The sequence below is a fragment of the Actinomycetes bacterium genome, assembly GCA_036000965.1.
Taxonomy (GTDB): Bacteria; Actinomycetota; CALGFH01; order CALGFH01; family CALGFH01; genus DASYUT01.
The window spans coordinates 1-15,990 of record DASYUT010000220.1 but is presented as its reverse complement, the minus strand read 5'-3'; the positions used below and the strand labels follow the sequence as shown (position 1 = coordinate 15,990).

Below are 15,990 nucleotides of genomic sequence, written 5' to 3'. Positions count from 1 at the left end.
CCGCGAGGCGCGTCGCGGCCGCCTTGGCTGAGCGCTCGCTCCCGCTCCCGCCTGTCCGCAGCTTCCGCCCCGAGGGCCGGTGGTCAGCTCGGCTTCACGCAGTGCCAGACGGCGAACATGTAGCAGGGTCGCAGCCAGGCCCGCGAGGCCAGCGCGTCGCTTGCGACCACGGTGAGGTCGGCCGGGTCGGCGTGCAGGACCAGCTCGTCCGCGTCGACCTCCGGGAACAGCGGGTCGGGCCAGCTCACGTCGCGCGCTGCCACCCGCCGGGCCAGCTCCTCGGTCACCAAGAGCTCGGTGGTGAGCCCGTGTTCGCGCAGCCGCTCGGTCAGGTCGAGGCCGAAGCGCCAGAACACCGGCGTGTTGTCCTCGTGGAACTCGGGCTCGGTCGGCGGGGCGGTGACGGCCTGGAGCAGCGGGACCTGCAGGAGCATGTGCCCGCCAGGCCGCAGGACGCGGTAGATCTCGCCCAGGGCGGCGTCGGTGTCGGGCACGTGCTCGAGCACGTGGGCGGTCAGCAGGACGTCCAGCGAGTCGTCGGGCAGGTCGATCTTCTCGAGGTCGAGCTTGATGGTGCCCGTGTGAGCCCGCTGGTCGTAGTCGCTGGTGACGTAGTCGGCCCGGCGGCGCATGGCCCGCCGGTAGTGCTCGCCCAGGCGTGGGCTCGTCTCGATCATGCGCAGGCCGTGCCGGCGCGGTACCCGCTGGATCAGCGACAGGTAGAGCATGCGGTCACGGCCGATGCTCCCGCAGCGTGGGCAGAGGCCGGACTCGCTGTGGGCGAGCCCCTCGAAGCGCTCGCCGTGCCAGCGGCACAGCACGCACCACGCGCCCTCGACCGGCACGTCGCGCTCACCGACCGGCCTCCACGGCTGCAAGCGCAGCAGATTCCGCCGCCAGGCGCCGAGCTCCTGCTTCCTGGTGCGCACGAACTGCAGGGTGATGTTGCGGATCGCAGTCGGGTAGGACACGGATGATCTCCTCGGTCGGCAGCCTCCGAGAGGTGCCATCGTCACGGCGCCCGGCCTGCTCGACATCTTCGGTCGCTATGCCCTAATTGTCATGGTACTGCCAGTCCGGGGAGAGACGTGAGGATACCGCGGAACCGTCCGGGCCAAACACCCGGCGGGTGTGCTCGGCGACGCTGGCGCGTCCGTGGCATCGGTCCAGCTGGCGCAGCCGGGTATAGTTCGAGCTGGCGCAGCCGCGGCGCCGGTATGGTGTGGGCAAGGGATTGCGCTCTCGACCGTCCCCGAGGAGACCCGCCATGCCGATCCACCGTCTCAACCACGCCGTGCTCTACATCGGCGACCTGGGGCGCAGCGTCGCCTTCTACACCGACATCCTGGGCTTCCGCCCGGTCATGGCCCTTCCGGGCGCCGCGTTCCTGCAGGCACCCGGGTCGACCAACGACCACGACCTCGGCCTGTTCGAGGTCGGCGCCGGGGCCCGTCCGTCCCAGGCCGGCCGGGCCACCGTCGGCCTGTACCACCTGGCCTGGGAGGTCGACACCCTGGCCGAGCTGGAGCGGCTCGCGGCCGAGCTGGCCCAGGCCGGCGCGCTCGTGGGCGCATCCGACCACGGCACCACCAAGAGCCTGTACGCCAGGGACCCCGACGGCCTGGAGTTCGAGGTCGCCTGGATCGTCCCGGCTGGCCTGCTCGACGAGCAGGCCCTGGCCGCCCGCAAGCGCATCGGGCCGCTGGACCTCGAGCAGGAGAAGCGGCGCTACGGGGCCGACACCCGCGGCGGCGTCGGCATCTCCGTCCCCGCCTCCGTCCCCTGACCGCTCGTCGCCGTTCCGTCCAGCTCGTCGAGCTGGTCGGCGAGGCAGGCGGTGTACAGCGCCAGGCTGGCCCGGTGGTCGCGCAGGGTCCGCGCCCTCGAGGTCTACTTCGTCCCGCGCGGTGGGGCGGCCCGGCCTCGGCTGCCGCCCGCGGGTGGGCGGGCCCCGGCTACCGCCACGGGTCGTAGTCGACCTCGAGCGCCTCCTGGGCGGGGCGCTCGGCCTCCGGGACGTTGCGGAGGTTCAGCCGGATCCGTGTCCAGGTGCTGCTGCGCCCACGCATCGAGTCCACCAGGACGTCGGCCGGGGCCAGGTGGTCCCAGGTCCCCGGGTGCCGGGCCTTCCACCGCTCCAGCCCCTCCAGCGCCTCGGCCTGCGTGGCCGCCCGGGCGATCTCGATCAGCGGCGCGGTCGTCCGGCGCCGCCCGGTGGGCCCGCTCGCCTTGCCCGGTGCCGGGGGCGGCACGATCCCCTCCGGTGTGGCCTGGTCGGCGGCCTTACGCCGCTTGGAGGGCTGGACACGGTCCGGCTCGCTGGCCTGCTTGGCGAAGTGCGGCGGCCACGGGGCGTCGGCGAACCCGGCCGCCTCGTGCTGCGCTGCCAGCTCGAGCAGGGGCTCCAGGCCGCCGGGGGCCTGGTCGATGGCGTCCCAGGGGTCGCCCTGCCGAGCGAACCGCTCGGGCACGGTGTCGATCGTGAACGCCTCCGCCTGGCAGCCCGGCACCTCCTCCCACCGCAGCGGCGTGGACACCCGCGCGTCGGGGGTGGGACGGACCGAGTACGCAGAGGCGACCGTCCGGTCCTTGGCGTTCTGGTTGTAGTCGAGGAAGACGCCGTGGCGCTCCTCCTTCCACCACTTGCTGCTGGCCAGGTCCGGTGCCCGCCGCTCGACCTCGCGGGCGAGGGCGACCGCGGCCCGGCGGACCTCCCCGAACGTCCAGCGCCGCTGGATCCGGCAGTAGACGTGGAACCCGCGCGAGCCGGACGTCTTCGGCCACCCCACCAGGCCGAAGTCCTCGAGCACCTCCCGGGTCACCAGGGCCACCTCGAGTATCTGCGACCAGGGCACCCCGGGCACAGGGTCGAGGTCGACCCGGAGCTCGTCGGGATGGTCGAGGTCGTCGGCGCGCACCGGGTGGGGGTTCAGGTCGATGCAGCCCAGGTTGACCACCCAGGCGAGCCCGGCGGCGTCCCGGACGACGACCTCGCGCGCGGACCTCCCGGACGGGAAGCGCAGCTCCACCGTGTCGATCCACTCGGGCCTGGACTCGGGTGCCCGCTTCTGGAAGAAGAACTCGCCCTCGGCCCCGTTCACGAACCGCTTCAGGGCCATCGCCCGGTCCGCGACCCCGCGCAGCGCCCCCCCGGCCACGGCCAGGTAGTAGCGGACCAGGTCGAGCTTGGTGTGCCCCGTACGCGGGAAGAACGCCTTGTCCGGGTTGGTGACCGTCAGCTCCCGGCCGGCGACTTCCAGGACCTGCTTTCGGGCGGGCATGGAGACACGATACGACACGCCCGCTGCGGTGGCGGGGAACCCGGGACCTCAGCTTCCCGCGCAAGCAGCATCCGCGCTGCTAGCGCACGCTCCCGAACCACTACCGCTCGCGGCCGCGACCCGTTCTTCGGCTTCCTCGCGTCGTTACGTTGCGGCGTCCCGTTCGTCGGGGGTCCGACGGTCGGCGGGGCTGCGTGGCTTGGTCGCGTAGTCGGTGAGGCCGGTCTCGAGCCGTGCGAACGCGCGCTTGGCCTGCGATCTGGCGTCCGCGGCGAGCCTCGGGCTGCGGTAACTATACACTTACTGCTACTTTAAACTTAGAGTGGCCCCATATCAGAGAGGGAGCGCACATGAGCCGTCTGTCCGCAGCGATCCAGTCCACCAACGAGCCGCACGCGCGCAGGGCGCGGCGCCCGTCCCGCGGCAACGTCGTACGACTGCTGCTGCTGTTCGAGGCCGCGACCTTCGTGGCAGCAGCCGCGATCCACTTCGGCGCCCTGCTCCAGGGCTATGGCCACCGGAAGGCCGGGACCGCCGAGACGGTGATCGCGGTCGTGCTCCTGGCGGGGCTTGCCCTCACCTGGAGGGCGCCGCCGTGGCCTCGCAGGGCGGCGGTCGCCGCGCAGGCCTTCGCGGCGCTTGGTGTGCTGGTGGGGCTGTTCACGATCGCGGTCGGCGTCGGGCCCCGCACCGTCCCCGACGTTGCGTACCACCTGTGCATTCTCGCCGTCTTGGTCGTGGGCCTGGCGCTCGCGACACGAGGCGGCACGCCGCCGTTCGGAGCCCGACATGGCTGAGGCGGAGCGGCTGCTGGAAGGCCGCCGGGCGGTCGTCACCGGCGCCAGCCGCGGGATCGGCGCCGAGATCGCCAGGGCGATGGCCCGCGCCGGCGCCGCGGTCGCGCTGGCCGCTCGCGACGCGCAGGCCCTCGCCCGGGTGGCCGAGGAGATCGCGGCGGAGGGTGGGCGTGCGGCGACCGTGCCGACCGACGTCGCCGACCCGGGCGCCGTGGAGCGCATGGTCGCCACCGCGGTGGAGCAGCTGGGCGGGCTCGACGTGGCGGTCAACAACGCCGCCGGCGGGGGTCATGGGCCGACCCCACTGGCCGAGGTGCGCCCGCAGCAGTTCCGCAGCGCGCTGGCGACCAGCCTCGAAGGCGTCTTCCTTTCACTCAGGTACGAGATCCCCGCAATGCTGGAGGCGGGTGGCGGCGCCATCGTCAACATGGCCTCCACCGCCGGCCTCGAGGCAGTCGGCGGCCTGGCTGGCTACGTGTCGGCCAAGCACGGCGTGATCGGGCTGACGAAGGTGGCGGCCCTCGACTACGCCGCGCAGGGCATCCGGGTCAACGCGATCGCGCCCGGCCCGATCCTCACCGAACGCCTGGAGGCGGCGGGCGAGGAGATGCAGCACCGAGCGGGGATGGCGATGCCGATGCGCCGGGTCGGCCTGCCCGCGGAGGTCGCCGCCGCCGCCGTCTGGCTCTGCTCGGACCAGGCGGCGTTCATCACCGGCGCGACGCTGGCGATCGACGGCGGCAAGCTCGCCGGAACCCCACCCTTCAACGCTCCAGAAGGCGGGAGGAGGTCGTGAGGGCTCACCAACCGTCCAGCCCCGCCCTGGCCCCGCCCTCTCCGAGGCATTGATCGGCTGGTCCGCCGCGCGTGAACCGGCTACCGCTGGCAGGTCGCCCCAGGACCAGCGCGGCGCGTTCCAGCGCGCCGGGCCGCTGGGCGCTGACGCCGTCGGTGAGCATGGTGGGGTCGGTGGCGGCGGCCCAGACCGCGCGCACGACTCGCAGGCAGCGGCGCGTGCCGCCCCAGTGGGCAAGCTCGCTGGCGACCTTGCGGGCAAAGCGGGTGTAGCCAAGCCGGCGGATGCCGCCATGGCCGCCGGCGCCGGCAGGCACGACGGTCACAGCGGCCCGCCAGGTCAGCGAGTCCAGCGGCTTGGCGGCGGTGTCCAGCACCGCTGGCCAGGCGCACTCCAGCAGGTCCCGGAGCTGCTGGCGCGCCGCGGTCACCTGGGTGGTGAGCTGGGCGCGGCGGGCGCCGAGGTGCCGCAGGCGGGCCCAGCTCTGCTCGGGGCGCTCAGGCAGGTAGCAGCCCAGCTCACTGACCAGCCGGGGCGATCAGGACGGCGTGGTTGGGATCGGAGGTGTCGCGGGTGAGGTCCTCGCCTTCGCGGGCGCGGGCGACCAGCAGCGGCTGCACGCACACCAGGTCGATCCCCCGACGCTCGCACTGGTCGGCGACGATGCGCCAGCGGTGCCCGGTCGGCTCACAGCCCACCACGATGCCAGCAACGCCGTGCTGGATCGCGGTGGCCTGGGCCCAACCGATGGCATCGTCCAGGTGCCAGGCGTGGCCGGCGACCATGCGGCGGGCAAGCACCCGCGAGTCATGATCGCACAGCGCCAGGGCCTGGCTGGTGTCGGTCCCTTCCTTCAACCCATCCAGGAGTTACTAGGGCTGCAGTGAGGTTCGCGTTCAGGGTTCACTTTTGCCGCCTGGTGCCAGCAAGTGACGTTTACTAGCTCGCTGGCTTGGCGCTGGAAAGGTTGCCCTCCTCGCCCTTCACCTTCTACCCCTCGTTATTGAGGTCAAAGGACAGCAGCGGAGACGCTCCAGGTCCACCTGCCTCCCCCGGGGTGCAGACATGGCCAGGACGGCCTCTGCCGCTGCTGGCCGGAGCAAGCACCTCAACCAGCCCGCGCTCAGAGATCGAAGCGGTTGCGGAACCGCTCGACATGCAGCCCATCGGCGCAAAGCACGCCCAACTCGATGGCGGCCGGGAAGTCGGTTTCAGAAGATCGTGATATCAGTAACGCTAGCAGTGTCGTGTCGTCAAGGAGCGGCCATGGCCAGCAATCCCGAGAACCTGCCTCTTGCCGAGCAGCCCCCCGATGACCAGGCCCTGCTCGCTCGCACTTTCTGGCTGCTGTTGGACCACGGGCGCCCGGTCGAGGTTGGCGCCCTCGCCGCCACCCTGGAGCGCGAGCCCGCCGCGGTGGCCGCCGCGGTCGACCGGTTGGAACAAGCAGGCATGACGCGGCGCGACCCGGCCGGGCGGCTGCTGGGCAGCCACGGGCTGTCGGTGGCGCCAACCCACCACGAGCTCCTGATCAACGGCAGGCGCCGCTGCCTGGCGCGCCTACCTGTGGCCAGGGACCACGCCCGCCGGCTGCCCTCCGAGTCGGTCGACGCCCCTCGGTGAGGAGGAGGGAACCCATGCCGACCAGGATTGACCTGGCGCAGCTGCAGGAGCTGCTGGGTGGCGGGGCGCAACTCCTGGAGGTCCTGCCAGCCGCCGAGTACAGCGACGAGCATCTGCCCGGCGCGGTCAACATCCCGCTCAAGGAACTGGACGCCACCAGCGCAGCGCAGCTGGACCGGACGCGCCCGGTGGTCGTCTACTGCTGGGACAGCCTGTGAGACATGAGCCCACGAGCCGCGTGCCGGCTCGAACTGCTCGGCTTCACCCAGGTGTACGACTACGTCGCCGGCAAGGCCGACTGGCTCGCGACCGGCCTGCCGACCGAAGGGTCACTGGCGCAGGTCCCTCGCGCCAAGGACGTGCTGCGCCGCGACGCGGTGACCGCCCTCCCTGAGGAGCCGGTCGGCGTGGTCGCCGCGCGGGTGGCGCGCTCGCCATACGGGTTTGCCCTGGTGGTCGCCAACGATGGGACGCTGCTGGGTCGGCTCCGCAAGGTGGTGCTGGACGCTGACCCGGCGGCACGAGCGGAGCAGGTGATGGAGGCCGGCCCGTCGACCGTCCGGGCGGACCGTCCGCTGGCCGAGTTGGCCGAGCGGCTCCGCAGCCGCGGGCTGCGCACCGCGATCGTCACCGCGCCGGATGGCAAGCTGCTTGGCGTGGTCCTACGGGCCGACATGGAGGCACGGCTCGCCGGCCAGCCATGACATGGGTGTCGGCGGGGAACTCCTCGGGGGTGGCCGGCCTGCCGGGCCCGCGGCGAGCCCAGACCTGGTGGAAGGGCGGCTCGATCCGGCTCCCGTCCCACCGCGGCAATGACTGTCCAGGCGCCGCAAGGCGCAGGTCCCAGCCGCGCAGGTGCCGAAACAGCTGCTTCTGGTCCGAGGCGAGCATGGAGATCTCGAGGTCGGCATGCGGCCGCGTCTTGTGTCCCAGCACCAGGTCCAGCGCCAAGCCCGTCGTGGACGTGCAGATCTCGGTGGAACGGCTGGAACCCCGTCGAACCGTTCCGGTCGCCACTGGAGGCCGCCGGGTTCCTGTATCGGGCCGCCAACACCGAGCGCACCAAGCGGTACTTCCGGGAGCCTCCAGGCCAGCGCCGCACCCATGTCCACGTTCGGCGGGCGGGCAGCTTCTCCGAGCAGTTCCCGCTGCTGTTGCGTGACTTCCTTCGATGGGAACCCGGGCCAACCGACGCCTGAAGCCGAACCGGGATCGCCAGGCTGCCGGCCGCACCGAGCTGCTCAGCCAGCGCTTGGTCTGCCGCATCCGGTAGGTTCAGCGCACCATGCTCCAGAAGCTCCGGGAGAGGAGCAGGGAACTGGGTGCGGTTCACCGGCCAGATCGATCGGTTGGAGCAGCGGATCGGCCGGTGCTTCTGGCCCGATTGGCTAGGAGGATGCCGAGCCAAACAGCGCGGGCTTGGGACTTCAGCCGGGCAGGCGGATGATGCCGCGTGCCAGGGCGACGGTGACCGCGGCGGTGCGGTCGTCGACCCCGAGCTTGCTGAAGACGCGGAGCAGGTGGGTCTTGACCGTCGCCTCGCTGACATACAGCTGACGGCCGATGTCCTTGTTGGAAAGCCCCCGGGCCACCGCCTGAAGGATCTCCAGTTCGCGTGGGCTGAGCGCCTCCTCGGCGGGGGCACGCATCCGGCCCAGCACCCGGGTGGCCACCGAGGGGGACAGCACCGACTCGCCTCGGGCGGCCGACCGGATCGCGTTGAACAGCTGCTCGCGGGGTGCGTCCTTGAGCAGGTAGCCGGTCGCCCCAGCGTCGACGGCCCGGGTGATGTCGGCGTCGGTGCCGTAGGTGGTCAACACCAGCACCCGGACCGCGGGTGCCTGCTCCCGCAGAGCAGCGATGGCGGATGGCCCGTCCAGGTCGGGCATCTGCAGGTCCATGAGCACCACATCTGGGTGCAGGGCGCGGGCCTGGGCCACCGCCTGGGTGCCGGTGGCGGCCTCGCCGACCAGTTCCATGTCTGGCTGGGTGGCCAGCATCGCGCGCAGCCCGTCCCGCACGACCGGATGGTCGTCGGCGATCAGCAACCGGATGGGGCACATCACCGCGTCTCCCTCCCGGTCGGCTCGGCCGGGTCATCGTCCGCCCGGGCCGGGAGCTCGACGGCGATGGCGGTGCCCTCACCGGGCTCGCTCTCGATCACCAGGCTCCCCCTGAGCGCCGCCACCCGCTCGCCCATGGCGCGCAGGCCGAGCCCGCCAGCCGCTGCCACGGTCTCGGCCTGGTCGAACCCGACCCCGTCGTCGGCCACGTCGAGCGTGACCACATCGTCGAGGTAGGAAAGGGTGAGTGTCGCCCGGGACGCGGCGGCGTGCTTGCGGACGTTGGCCAGCGCCTCCTGGCCGACGCGCAGCAGGGCCTCCTCGACGTGGGCGCCGAGCGGCCGCACGGTCCCGCTGACGACCGTCTCGGCGTGCAGCCCGGTCTCCTCGGCGAGCCGGCCGGTCAGCTCCTGGAGCGCCTGCGTCAGCGGCTGCTCGGCCAAGGGCCGCGGCCGCAGCGCCCACACCACCCGCCGGGACTCGGCCAGGTTGTCACGGGCCGACCGCAGCGCCTGTTGGATGTGGCGGTCCACTGGGCGGCCCGTGGCCAGGGACTCCTCGGCCGCCTCCAGCAGCAGCACGACGCTGGCGAAGCCCTGGGTGAGGGTGTCGTGGAGGTCGCGGGCCAGCCGCTGGCGTTCGGCGAGCATCCCGGCCTGCCGTTCGGCCGCGGCCAGCTCGGCCCGGGTCGCCTGCAGCTGCTCGATCAGCCCCTGGCGCTCCCGGCTCTGGCGGACGATGGTCCCCATGTAGGCCACCGACAGCAGCGTGCCGGCCGCGAACACCGACACCGCGGCGACCGCCGGCCACGGGACGGCGCCCCGCTCCCGGGACAGCTGCCAGATCCACCCGACCGCCACCACCAGTACCACCGCCGCGCCGTGCCGGAGGTCGTGCAGGCAGAACGGCGCCAGCACGCCAAACCCCAGACTCAGGAACACGGGGTCCAGGGCGATCAGCGGCGCCCACAGCCCCACCGCTCCCACCAGGTAGAGGACGTCACGGCGGGGCGTGCGCGGCCGGGCGACCAGCCAGGTCCAGTACCAGGCCCCGAGCGCCGCGGCCAACGCCCCCCGCACGGCCTTGCTGGCCGCCGACTGGGATGCCCCGGTGGTCGCCTCGATCGTGGCGTAGGCCAGCAGCAGGTAGAAGAAGGCATGCCAGGCGATCCGCCACCGCTCCCAGATAGTCCCTTCACCGATGCCGGGACGAGCCCGCTGGCCGCCGGACGCCGTCGCCGACCGCGTGGTCGTCATCGCCGGCGGCCGACTGCTCGCCGATGGCACCCCCGACCAGGTCAAAGCGCAAGCGGCCGGCCGCAGCACAGTCAGCGTGGCCGCCGACGGCCTGCCCCGGGAGGTCCTCGAGCGCCTGCCCGCAGTGGAGACCGTCGAACAGGTCCGAGGGCGGCTGACCCTGTCCACCAGCGATCCCGACGCCACCGTCCGTGCCCTGCTCCAGCAGGCCCCGCACGTGCAGGGCCTTGAGGTCACGCGGGCGGGGATGGAAGAGGCGTTCCTGCAACTCACCCAACAAGGAGGCACATGATGACCGGCTCCCTGGCCTACCTGTGGCTGGAGGCCAAGCGCCAGTGGCGCAACCGCGAGGTGCTCATCTTCCGGCTCGGCCTGCCCACGGGCGTGTACCTGATCCTGAACGTCGCCGAAGGCGACACCCCACCAACCAGTCCGGGCGGGAGGATGGTGGCCATCGCCGCCCTCGGCGCCGTCATCTCGGGGCTGGCGGCCGGACCGTCCCTGGGCGAGGAGCGCGCCAACGGCTGGCTGCGCCAGCTGCGGGTGACCCCGCTTCGCCCCAGCGCCGCGGTGGCCGCCAAGATCGTGGTGGCGATGAGCTTCGCGCTCCCCGCGATCGCCCTGGTCGCCGCCGCGGCCGGCCTGTTCGGCGACAGCGAGGGCATCGCCCTGGGCGGGGCCCAGTGGATCCAGCTGGTCGGCTGATGTGGATCGCCACCACGCCCATCACCGCGCTCGGCGCCCTCATCGGGCTGACGTTCGGCGGCGAGGCCGCCCAGGGCGCCACCACCCTGGCCTTTGTCGTGCTGTGGCTGCTGGGCGGCATCTTCACCCCGCCCAGCCAGATGCCCGACGCCCTGGCGGCCGTGGCCCGGACTCTGCCTTCCTACGGCGTGGTCCAGGTCGGCGAGAGCGTGGCCGGCGGATTCTCCCTGTCCGCCTCGGCGGTGGCGGTGCTGGCCGCCTGGACGGTGGGTGCCGGCGCACTCGCCGCTCTGGCCTGGCGGCGGGTCATCGCCCGCTGAGCGCCACCGTGACGCCGCGGCCGAGATGAACAACGCTTCACCCCAGGCCACGGTGGCCGGAGAGGCGGGCCAACGGTCGCTCAGCGGCGAGCTAGGCGGCCGCCGCTTCCACTCCGAATGCTCAGTCAGCCAGTCCGAGCGACCTCATCTGCGCGAGATGTCTTCCAGGCGGGCAGGACGCTTGGCTTCAGGCCTTGGGACGCAGGCTGGCGCGGATCCCGGGCTCGGTCAGCCGGCGGTACAGCTGGTCCATCTCTTCGGCCGAGTACGGCAGGTCGTTCTCGAGCCACCAGCGCACGCCGAGCCCGACCAGGGCGTTGACGGCGAACTCCACGACGGCGTCCAGGGGCACCTGGGTCTCCTGCTTCGGCGCCCTGGCGGCGAGCTGGGTCCGCAGCAGCTCCGAGAGGAACCGGTGGAGGTACCCGATGAACACCTCTGCCCCTCGCTTGCCGACCATGGCCCTCCACACCTCGCGGTGCCTGGCGAAGTGCTCGAAGACGGCCAGGGTGGGCGAGGCGGCTTGCGTCTTGGCGTCGCCGCCGCCGCCGTGCTGGGCGGCTGGCTGGTGACAAGCGGCCTGCTCGCCCGTGCCGGTGTGTACCACCAGGCTTCCGGGCAGGCCGCGCCCTGGTTCGGCGTGGCGTCCGCCGGCACCCTGACTGGGCTGCTGGCGGCCACCCGAATCCCGGTGGTGGCCCGCATCCTCGCCGCCCCAGGCACCCCCGCGCGCCTGGCTCTGCCGCACACGCTGCGGGTGGTGGGGGTGACCTTCCTGATCGTGATGGCCCTAGGCCACCTGCCGGCCGCCTTCGCGCTGCCCGCCAGCCTGGGCGACATCGCGGTCGGGGTGGCCGCGCCGCTGGTGGCTCGGCGGCTGGCCCGCGGCAGCGGCCACAGCAGGGCGATGTGGTTCAACCTGTTCGGCATCCTGGATCTGGTCGTCGCCCTCAGCATCGGCTTCCTGGCCGGGCTCGGGCCATGGCGGCCCCTGGAGGTCACGCCATCCACCGAGCCGCTGAGTCTACTCCCGCTCGCGCTGGTCCCGACGGTGGCCGTGCCGCTGGCGATCGCGCTGCACATCGTGTCGCTGCGCCGGCTCCACACTGCCGCCTGGCCCAAGGAGAACCGGGGCGGGCACGTCGTCGTCGCCGCTGGCTGAAGCACGCGCTGCGACCACCCGCCCAACCCGCCGTCCCGACGCTTGAGGAGGCAGCATGACCGTGGACAGCACGTCAAGCTCGCAACCCGACCGGCCCACCACCGGCGCGCGGCGACCAGGGATCGTCGGCGCGATGCGCGCGGTGCTGTGGCTGCTTGCCGTGGCGGTGTTCGCCCAGGCGGTCTTCACCGGCCTGTTCCTGGACGGAGGCGACGCCTGGCGCGGCTGGCACGCCACCAACGGGATGCTGGCGCTGCCGCTGCTTGCGCTCATCCAGGTGGTCCTGGCCGTCCTGGTGTGGCGGCGCGGTCGCGGACCGGGTTGGCTGCCCATCGCCAGCGTGGGGCTGCTGCTGGCCCCCCTCGTCCAGAATGTGATGGGCCAGACCAGCCAGGTCGCCGTCCACGTCCCGCTCGGGGTGGCCATCCTCGGCCTGATCGGCACGCTGCTTGGCCGCGCCCGGACCCTGACCCGACCCGCGACCCACCCAACAGCATCCTAACGGGTTTCAGGTGTTGGGGTGACTCAGGTGGTACGTCGTCGAGTAGGGTCCGGCCCGCTCGGCGTCGTTCGTGAGTGACGAATGAGCAGAAGATGGCAATGGTGGGTCCACGCGTGACCGCCTGCGGGTCTCGGACGTTGGGGTGACAGGATCTGCGAGCTTGATGCGGTCGACCGCCGCTGACCTTCCACCCGGTGTTCAGTCACGATGATGGAGCGCCGGGTCAAGTCGCTTACGGTTAAGCGGCGCCGCCTACGGTAATGCGGCTCAGTAGCCTCCGGCGTATACGAGGTAGCCGTAGTTCTGGGTAATACCGCTACCCTGCGCCACGATCGGGCGGAACGGGTCGCCGTCAAAGCCGAACGTCGAGGGACGGGCGACCGCGTCAGTGCGGACTCTTTGCATGATATCGGCCGGGGTGCCGCTGCACGCCCCCCTGTCGATACACAGCGCCACGGTGCCGGCGACGTGGGGAGCGGCCATGCTGGAGCCCGACATCACCATGGTGCCACCGGTGTTTGAGGTGCTGGTGATGCAACTGCCGGGAGCAGCCAGAATGTGGTTCTCGTCATAATCATAGGCCCAGCTTGAGTTGGCCGATGCCCGCTCGTCCGGGCCCTGGTTGCAGCCGGTTGGCGGGGAGATCTTGGAGGGAGCGCCATCGTAGTCGGTCATCCAGGTGGCGGTCAGCACCTCATCGTAGTTGGCCGGGACGGTGAGGGTGATCGCACCGCCGCTGTTGCCGGCCGCGACCACGAACAATGCCCCGGCAGCGGTGGCGTGGCAGATCGCTAGGTGGATGGGATCGGCATTGGTCATCCCGCAATTGCCGTCGTCGTCACCGAAGGAGCCGGCCGACAGGTTCGCCACCCTGACGCCCAGGGCCTTCCCAACCGTGGTCACCCACTCGATGCCGCACAAGATGCTGGCGTCCGAGCCGTTCGCCGAACTGTTCAAGACCTGGATCGGATAGATCGGCGCGCCCGGAGCCACGCCGACCACTCCGTCAGCGTTGTTCTTGGCGCCGATGATGCCGGCGATGTGGGTGCCGTGACCGTTCAGGTCAGACCAGCCGACGCCGCCGAGACAATTCTGGCCGGCGGCTTGGACGTTCAGGTCAGGGTCGGGTGTGACGCCAGTATCCAGCACTGCCACCGGCGTGTTGACCGAGGCGCCGGCGGCATACACCGTGGACCGGTCGCCATCGATCCGGTCGACCCCGGTCGGCAGGGCTTGGGCGAACGCCTTGAATGTTCGGTTCGACGAGATGAAGCGGACACCAGGGTCTTGGGCCAGTTGTGCCTTGGCGGACCCGGTGAGGTGAGCATGGAAGGCCCTGAGCGCCACGGAGTAAACCTGCTCCACGTCCACCCCGCTTCGAGCATCGGCTGCCGCTGCAAACGCCGTCGCGTCGATGCCGTCCTTGAGCGCGACGATATAGTCCCCGGAAGGCGGTGCGGCCGACACCGGTTTGGTCAAACCGGGGGCAACGACGGCGACCGCCGCGATCATGATCGCGGCCAGCGCGCTCCTAATCTGGTGAACGACGCCGGCCTTGACGAACCGCTGTAGCCCGAGCCCCACGATCTCTCGGCCCATGGTGGACCCTCCTTCCGGTCGGACGGACAGCTACCGCGCCTGGCGGACTTGCTGGATCCCTCGCCACGCGGTCTGGAGGGTCTCCCGGGGGGATCGCAAGCGAGGTTGGCCAGGCTCTTGGTCGTTGAGGTTGACCACAACGCCTGCACCGGGTCCGGTCAGGCGCATCGGCTGGCAGCCGCTCCACCATCAACCAATCCTGCTGTGCCGCTCGGACCACGCGTGTGTTGCGGCTGCGGTGCGTGCCGAGCCCCTCCCACGGCGGGGTGGCCCTCTGCTCGCCCGGGAAACCGCGCAACTCAGGCAGCATCCCGATGAGCCGTGGGTAGCCGCTCGGCCTCCTGCTCGACAACGCCTGGGCGCCGCCGTCCCGCCAGCGAGCGTACCAGCAGCTGACGCTCTGGCGGATCATGCCGAGCTGGCGGGCGACCCCGGCCTGGAGAACGCCGGCGGCAACCAGCTCGGCGGCGCCCGCCCGGGGGGCTTCCAGCACCTGGTGACCATTACGGTTGGTTGGTGTCATGCCGTGGAGCCTGCCACGCCACGCCAATCAACGCCTCGATCCCGCAAATCCTGTCAGCCAAGACCAGGAATCCTCGAGATTGAGCGTGGACGGTGGCTGGGTAGCATCTCCATGTTTACAGGTTCCGCTGCGGCCTACACAGACCTGGCTGCGACAGCACCACGGGAGAAGGGAGCGCGATGGCATCGGTCGCGGAGTTGGTCGACGAGGATGCCCTGCGTCGATTGACCGGCCCGATCGGATATCGGCAGGGTGTTGACCTGGCCGTCAGCGGCTGTGTCCAGCTGGTCAGTTTCGGGCCTGTGCGAGTCACGGCACGGGTCGAGGACCTGGTGTTTCAGCATGTGGAGCTTCGCTCGACCGGCACAGCGCTCAGCTGGTCGTGTATGTGCCGCGAAGGGGGAAGCCGGGCGCCTTGCAAGCACAGTGTCGCCGTCGCCGTGGAGACCCGGCAGCGCTCCCCATCCCGGAGAAGCTAAACATCAGGATCACCGAACGCTGACCCCCACACCTCTCTACACGGTCGATCCGGCCACAGGTGCCAGCGCGACCATCGCCGGGGTCAGCGTGCCCGACGTCGACGGGATCGTGCTGGCGGCGGGGCGGCTGTGGGCGGTGCAGAACACCAACCAGGTGTCCAGGATCCGGCTGCGCCCGGACCTGACCTCCGGGGTGGTCGAGCGGGTCATCACCAGCGAGGTGTTCCAGACCCCGACCACCGCGGCCCGCTTTGGCCGTCGACTGGCGGTGGTCAACGCCAAGTTCGACACCGGCATCCCGCCCACCGCCGACCGGTACGAGGTGGTCCTCGTCAACGCGTGACCCCTAGGGTCACCCCCCACGGCCGGCGTCAGAACGCCTTACTTCGCCCCTGACGGTCCGAATCCAGCTGCGGAAACGCTGGTCGGCACAGCGGTGAGTCGGTCCTTACTCGCACGGAGGAAGTCAGGGTTGGAGGTCTCGCGCTTCATCAGGACCCGCAAGCAAGGCAAGGGGATGCCACCAGCGTGCTGAATGGACGGCACGCTGACAGGGCGTTTGTTCCAGCAGTTCTCCAGCAACTCGTTGGGCTTCACGGTGACGAAGGGGCAGGCGCTTGCACCACGTACCACCGTTGACCTGGACATTCACCACGCCGCCCTGGCTGGCACTGCCGGTGGTCGGGTCGACAGATGTGGCGCTCTTGCACTGAACCGTCTCGGTCCGCCGCCCAGCCTTCTTGGGCTCTTGTGACTGATCCGTGGGTGGTTTGAGCTGCCCTTGCATGACTGCACGCCGCCCCGTCCCTATGGTTCCGGCTGTCTGAGGTCGGTCCCACAGGGGGTGGAAACGGCGTGCGATCCGCAAGGGTATGGAAGCGGCT

Annotated in this window: 21 protein-coding genes; 13 read left to right on the top strand and 8 right to left on the bottom strand. The window is 71.3% G+C overall.

The features are described 5' to 3' along the window. Positions 1-83 precede the first annotated feature (83 nt). Positions 84-971, bottom strand: coding sequence for a class I SAM-dependent methyltransferase (locus tag VG276_20195; GenBank protein HEV8651647.1), 888 nt, complete (start codon positions 969-971; stop codon positions 84-86). Between the two features lie 296 nt (positions 972-1,267). Here VG276_20195 and VG276_20190 point away from each other — a divergent pair, with 296 nt between their 5' ends. Beyond that, on the top strand, positions 1,268-1,786 hold the full coding sequence (locus tag VG276_20190; GenBank protein ID HEV8651646.1) for a VOC family protein: 519 nt from the start codon (positions 1,268-1,270) through the stop codon (positions 1,784-1,786). 169 nt (positions 1,787-1,955) lie between these two features. On the opposite strand, the gene ligD is transcribed toward VG276_20190, so the two are convergent. After that, entirely contained in the window at positions 1,956-3,281 is a 1,326-nt protein-coding gene (ligD, locus tag VG276_20185) for a non-homologous end-joining DNA ligase (protein ID HEV8651645.1), read from the bottom strand. Between the two features lie 350 nt (positions 3,282-3,631). Here ligD and VG276_20180 point away from each other — a divergent pair, with 350 nt between their 5' ends. Both VG276_20180 and VG276_20175 read left to right on the top strand, forming a co-directional pair. Continuing rightward, positions 3,632-4,078 (top strand): hypothetical protein, encoded by a 447-nt coding sequence (locus tag VG276_20180; protein HEV8651644.1) that lies wholly within the window; start codon positions 3,632-3,634, stop codon positions 4,076-4,078. Further along, on the top strand, positions 4,071-4,874 hold the full coding sequence (locus VG276_20175; protein HEV8651643.1) for an SDR family NAD(P)-dependent oxidoreductase: 804 nt from the start codon (positions 4,071-4,073) through the stop codon (positions 4,872-4,874). Before VG276_20180 ends, VG276_20175 begins: the two co-directional genes overlap by 8 nt. 4 nt (positions 4,875-4,878) lie before the next feature. Here the strand turns inward: VG276_20175 and VG276_20170 are convergent, their stop codons facing one another. Both VG276_20170 and VG276_20165 read right to left on the bottom strand, forming a co-directional pair. After that, positions 4,879-5,304: a hypothetical protein gene (locus VG276_20170; GenBank protein ID HEV8651642.1), complete on the bottom strand. Its 426-nt coding sequence runs from the start codon at positions 5,302-5,304 to the stop codon at positions 4,879-4,881. Positions 5,305-5,392: 88 nt separating this feature from the next. Beyond that, a complete protein-coding gene (locus VG276_20165) occupies positions 5,393-5,731 on the bottom strand; it encodes a hypothetical protein (protein ID HEV8651641.1) in 339 nt (112 codons plus the stop codon). Positions 5,732-6,140: 409 nt separating this feature from the next. Here VG276_20165 and VG276_20160 point away from each other — a divergent pair, with 409 nt between their 5' ends. The 4 genes from VG276_20160 (at position 6,141) to VG276_20145 (ending at position 7,696) form a co-directional block, all read left to right on the top strand. Further along, positions 6,141-6,497 carry a hypothetical protein gene (locus VG276_20160; protein ID HEV8651640.1) on the top strand — a complete coding sequence of 119 codons (357 nt, stop codon included), beginning with the start codon at positions 6,141-6,143 and terminating at the stop codon, positions 6,495-6,497. A gap of 14 nt (positions 6,498-6,511) precedes the next feature. Then, complete coding sequence (locus tag VG276_20155) at positions 6,512-6,715, top strand: rhodanese-like domain-containing protein (protein ID HEV8651639.1); 204 nt, start codon at positions 6,512-6,514, stop codon at positions 6,713-6,715. A gap of 3 nt (positions 6,716-6,718) precedes the next feature. After that, positions 6,719-7,201, top strand: coding sequence for a CBS domain-containing protein (locus VG276_20150; protein HEV8651638.1), 483 nt, complete (start codon positions 6,719-6,721; stop codon positions 7,199-7,201). Between the two features lie 108 nt (positions 7,202-7,309). Continuing rightward, positions 7,310-7,696 carry a GrpB family protein gene (locus tag VG276_20145; GenBank protein ID HEV8651637.1) on the top strand — a complete coding sequence of 129 codons (387 nt, stop codon included), beginning with the start codon at positions 7,310-7,312 and terminating at the stop codon, positions 7,694-7,696. A 228-nt stretch (positions 7,697-7,924) separates the two neighbouring features. Here VG276_20145 and VG276_20140 read toward each other — a convergent pair whose 3' ends face one another. After that, the gene (locus tag VG276_20140; GenBank protein HEV8651636.1) at positions 7,925-8,560 is read right to left on the bottom strand and encodes a response regulator transcription factor; all 636 of its coding nucleotides are present in this window, start codon (positions 8,558-8,560) and stop codon (positions 7,925-7,927) included. After that, the gene (locus VG276_20135; protein ID HEV8651635.1) at positions 8,560-9,816 is read right to left on the bottom strand and encodes a sensor histidine kinase; all 1,257 of its coding nucleotides are present in this window, start codon (positions 9,814-9,816) and stop codon (positions 8,560-8,562) included. Before VG276_20135 ends, VG276_20140 begins: the two co-directional genes overlap by 1 nt. Here VG276_20135 and VG276_20130 point away from each other — a divergent pair. The 3 genes from VG276_20130 to VG276_20120 are packed head-to-tail and all read left to right on the top strand — an operon-like array spanning position 9,806 to position 10,841. Then, positions 9,806-10,108: a DUF4162 domain-containing protein gene (locus VG276_20130; protein ID HEV8651634.1), complete on the top strand. Its 303-nt coding sequence runs from the start codon at positions 9,806-9,808 to the stop codon at positions 10,106-10,108. The genes VG276_20135 and VG276_20130 overlap by 11 nt on opposite strands. Further along, complete coding sequence (locus tag VG276_20125) at positions 10,108-10,521, top strand: ABC transporter permease (GenBank protein ID HEV8651633.1); 414 nt, start codon at positions 10,108-10,110, stop codon at positions 10,519-10,521. Before VG276_20130 ends, VG276_20125 begins: the two co-directional genes overlap by 1 nt. Beyond that, a complete protein-coding gene (locus tag VG276_20120) occupies positions 10,521-10,841 on the top strand; it encodes a hypothetical protein (GenBank protein HEV8651632.1) in 321 nt (106 codons plus the stop codon). The genes VG276_20125 and VG276_20120 overlap by 1 nt, the downstream gene beginning before the upstream one ends. A 187-nt stretch (positions 10,842-11,028) precedes the next feature. Here VG276_20120 and VG276_20115 read toward each other — a convergent pair whose 3' ends face one another. Beyond that, on the bottom strand, positions 11,029-11,448 hold the full coding sequence (locus tag VG276_20115) for a TetR-like C-terminal domain-containing protein (GenBank protein ID HEV8651631.1): 420 nt from the start codon (positions 11,446-11,448) through the stop codon (positions 11,029-11,031). On the opposite strand from VG276_20115, the gene VG276_20110 reads away from it, so the two are divergent. After that, positions 11,365-12,003 carry a hypothetical protein gene (locus tag VG276_20110; GenBank protein HEV8651630.1) on the top strand — a complete coding sequence of 213 codons (639 nt, stop codon included), beginning with the start codon at positions 11,365-11,367 and terminating at the stop codon, positions 12,001-12,003. The genes VG276_20115 and VG276_20110 overlap by 84 nt on opposite strands. A gap of 55 nt (positions 12,004-12,058) precedes the next feature. Then, entirely contained in the window at positions 12,059-12,505 is a 447-nt protein-coding gene (locus VG276_20105; protein HEV8651629.1) for a hypothetical protein, read from the top strand. A 267-nt stretch (positions 12,506-12,772) separates the two neighbouring features. Here VG276_20105 and VG276_20100 read toward each other — a convergent pair whose 3' ends face one another. Continuing rightward, positions 12,773-14,104 carry a S8 family serine peptidase gene (locus VG276_20100; GenBank protein ID HEV8651628.1) on the bottom strand — a complete coding sequence of 444 codons (1,332 nt, stop codon included), beginning with the start codon at positions 14,102-14,104 and terminating at the stop codon, positions 12,773-12,775. 1,090 nt (positions 14,105-15,194) lie between these two features. Between VG276_20100 and VG276_20095 the strand changes: the two genes are divergently transcribed. Continuing rightward, a complete protein-coding gene (locus VG276_20095; GenBank protein ID HEV8651627.1) occupies positions 15,195-15,449 on the top strand; it encodes a hypothetical protein in 255 nt (84 codons plus the stop codon). Positions 15,450-15,990 lie beyond the last annotated feature (541 nt).